This is a genomic window from Francisella philomiragia subsp. philomiragia ATCC 25015 (assembly GCF_000156715.1).
In the GTDB taxonomy this organism is placed as follows: domain Bacteria; phylum Pseudomonadota; class Gammaproteobacteria; order Francisellales; family Francisellaceae; genus Francisella; species Francisella philomiragia.
Map to the genome: position 1 here is coordinate 349,586 of NZ_DS999312.1, position 3,782 is coordinate 353,367.

Genomic DNA, 3,782 nt, shown 5'->3' on the forward strand with positions numbered 1-3,782 from the left:
ACCCATAATGGTGTTAATTCTAAAATTTTTTCATTAAAACATAAGTATAAAATATCATTAGAAACCATCATTGCTAGTAAAATTAATTATGCTTTCGATCCTTTTGTAAGAGAGTTGTTTGTATCAATAACATCTGGATCAAAATTAATACTTTTTAATAAATCTGAAATTAAAAATCCTTATGATATTGTGAGTATCGTACATAAATATAAAGTAATTTATATGATTTTTGTAGCTTCACAGCTAGAGGTGTTTTTAGATTATGTTAACATAAATAATTTGACTGACAAAATACAAAGTTTAGCTTATGTTTTTAGCTGTGGAGAAAGCTTAAGCTCTAAAGTAGTAAATAACTTTTACTCTTTATTGCCAAAAAAGTTTTTAGTTAATCAATATGGTCCCTCTGAATGTACATTATATTCAACCTATAATATAACTAATTATAAGGTCAAAATTGTATCAATAGGTAGACCAGAAGACAATGTACTCGTATATATTCTCAATCAACACATGGATCCTGTTCCAGTTGGAGTAGTTGGGGAGTTATATATAGGAGGGGCTGGGTTAGCGAAGGGATATTTAAATAGACCTGAGTTAACAGCAGAAAGATTTGTATCTAATCCATTTGCTACAGAGTCTGATATAGCTAAAGGCTATACGAGATTGTATAGAACGGGAGATTTAGTCAGATGGTTGTCTGATGGCAATATTGAGTATATAGGACGAAATGATGATCAGGTTAAGATCAGAGGTTATCGTATTGAATTGGGTGAGATTGAAAATCAATTAAGTTCAATAGCAGGGATTAAACAGTCATGCGTATTAGCTAAAGAATCTGAATCAAATTCTAAATACTTAGTAGGTTACTATGTGGCTGATGAAGATAATTCTTTAACACAAGAATCAATACTCACTCAACTATCTAGAGTATTACCTGAATATATGGTTCCAAGTATATTGGTTGAGCTTGAGAGTATGCCATTGACAGTAAATGGTAAGTTAGATCGTAAGGCATTGCCAGATCCTGAGTTTGTTAATGAGGATAGCTATGTAGCACCAAGTACAGAGCTTGAAATAAGTTTATGTACTATATTTGCAGAGGTACTTGGCTTAAAGAAGGTAGGTATAACAGATAATTTCTTTAGGATAGGTGGTAATAGTATCTTAGCTATAAAAATAGTCTCTAAAATAAACCTAGCTCAATTGAAATTTGAGCTTGATGTTAGGGATATTTTCTATTACCAAAGTATTTCAAATTTAATAACTAGGAAACTTATAGATATTGAGACAGGGCAACTTAGTAGTATAGTTTTTCGTAAAGGAAAATACGCTTATGAATACTGGGATCATCGACCTGAGATTATGAAATACCTTGAATTATCTCAAACGGATAAATACGAATTTTATAGAGTTATATCACAAATGCAAAGAGATGTAGTCGTAATGTCAAATATAGTTGGTGATGCTAAATGTTGTATATTGGCTTGTAATGAGAGTGGTAATAAACCACCAATATTTTGGGTTTGCAATAACTGGACGGAATTTAGTGATTTAGCAAAAGCTGTAGATGCCGATCAACCTTTGTATGGTATGAGATCCTTGCATACCTATGTCAAGGATAATGATAAATATAGTAAATTTCAAGAACATTTGTGTCTATATTACTTTAGTCAAATTAGTCAGATTTGTAATATTAATAAACAATTTGTAATATTTGGTAACTGTCAAGCAGGTATGTTTGTAGAGTCAATAGTGGTTCACTTTCAGAAAATTTTGAATATATCTCCATATTTGGTTACATTAGAATATTTCCCTAAAGCATATAATGGTAAATGCCTAATGATGTATGGTGTTGATAGTTCTCGAAATCCTTTTGTAAATTCTGATAGAGATCCTATAACAATATGGGATAAAATCTTTGATAGATATGAATATAAGATATTACAAGCTAAGCATGGACAATTTTTTAAGGAGCCGTGTATTGTAGATACAACTAGTTATTTATCAAATGCTATAAGTCTTATTAATGGTTCTTAAAATATTTTGAATATATTAGGAGTCACTTTGTATGCAGCAAATAATTTATAGAGATTAAAAGGGTATTACTGTAAGACTTCTTTAAATATCCATTACCTAGTTAGTATGTTTACTTTTATATATAATATTCTCTAAGTATTTTCAAAAATAAACAGATAAATGATTATTGCAAATGAGTACACGAGATTATTTTGGAATGAGTATCAGATAGATCCTAGTAGAAGTGATTTTAGTGTTATTTTTAGAGGGGTGTAGTTAAATGAGAGAGTTACCAGTATCAGAGTATCAAAAAAGATTTTTTGTCGAATGGGCTTTAGATCCTGATAGTACCAAATATAATGTATCGTTATTGTATAAAATAGAAGGTGAATTAAATAAAAATGCTTTAAAATCAGCATGCGAAAATTTTATAAAAAATAATGAAGTAGTCCATGCAAGATATTCTGAAGATGGCGAACAATGCTTTTATAGTGATTATAGTATCGAAGATTTTTATACTCATATAGATATATCAGATAAAAAAGATCATGATTTAGAGATTAAGAAATACGTACATAGAAAAATTAATCTTACCAAAGATATATTGCATAAATTTTATCTTTTGAAAGTTGATGATAAAATACATTATTTTATATTGTTATCATCTCATCATATTGTTGTGGATGGTACTTGTGCAATATCTATGATGGAGCAGGTCAGTAGTGATTATAATAATTATATTGATGGTCGAAACTTACTTGAAGCAAAAGATATAGAGTCTTTTACAGAGGCAGTAGAGCTAGAAAAGTTAATTCTGACAGAGGAGTTTAATAAAGAAGCTTCTGAGTATTATAAGGAATTTATAGGTGAGACTGAGCTATCTGTAAGCTTACCATATCAGAGATTTTCTAAAGTTGTATCATCAAGGGCACAAAATATCCATTTTGAGATAGATAGACAAAAAGTTAACTTGATAAAGGAAGTCTGTAAACAATATAGAATAACACCATTTATTTTATTATCAGCTATTTATGGTATTGTACTATCTAAATTGTCTAGCCAACAAGATTTTTTGATTAGCTATCCTGTTGATATGCGTCCCAAAGGCTATAAAAATGTAACTGGATGTTTTGTTAATAATGTACCTTTTAAATTTGATTTTAGAAAATTCTCAAGTCTCAAAGACTTATTTAAGAATCTTAAAAGTCAAAGAAAGGCGACTAGGAAGCATCAGGGGTATTCATTAACAAATATTATTAATGACCAAAAACAACTAAAGAGTAATATTGATGATAATTATTTCAATGTAGGTTTTGGACAAACTAATCTAAATTCATTATGTTTAAAATTAGACAATTTATATGTAGAAAGCTTAGATGTCTCATGGTCAGAAGAATCTATCGATGAACTTAGTTTATTATATGATGAATACTCTAATGATAGGATAAAATTTAAACTCTCATGCAAGAAAGATTTGTTTGATCAGAGTTTCTTAGGCTTAGTTAAAGAAAGCTTCTTAAGAGTATTAGATATTGCTCTAGAAAATAAAGAATGCGATATACATAATTTATCACTGTTATCCCAACAAGACTATGAAATGATAGTCTATGATTGGAACCGGACTGATAAGGCTTATCCGAAGAATAGGACTATATATGAGTTATTTGAAGAACAAGTAAAACAAAATCCGAATAATATTGCATTAGTATTTGAAGATAAGCAATTAACATATCAAGAACTAAACAATAAATCAAACCAGTTAGCTA

At 29.3% G+C, this 3,782-nt stretch carries 2 protein-coding genes; both read left to right on the forward strand.

The annotated features are described in order from the left end of the window. The coding region (locus FTPG_RS04305; RefSeq protein ID WP_004287202.1) for a non-ribosomal peptide synthetase at positions 1–2,037 on the forward strand (2,037 nt) is incomplete at its 5' end. A 259-nt stretch (positions 2,038–2,296) separates the two neighbouring features. Continuing rightward, the coding region (locus tag FTPG_RS04310; protein ID WP_035722332.1) for a condensation domain-containing protein at positions 2,297–3,782 on the forward strand (1,486 nt) is incomplete at its 3' end.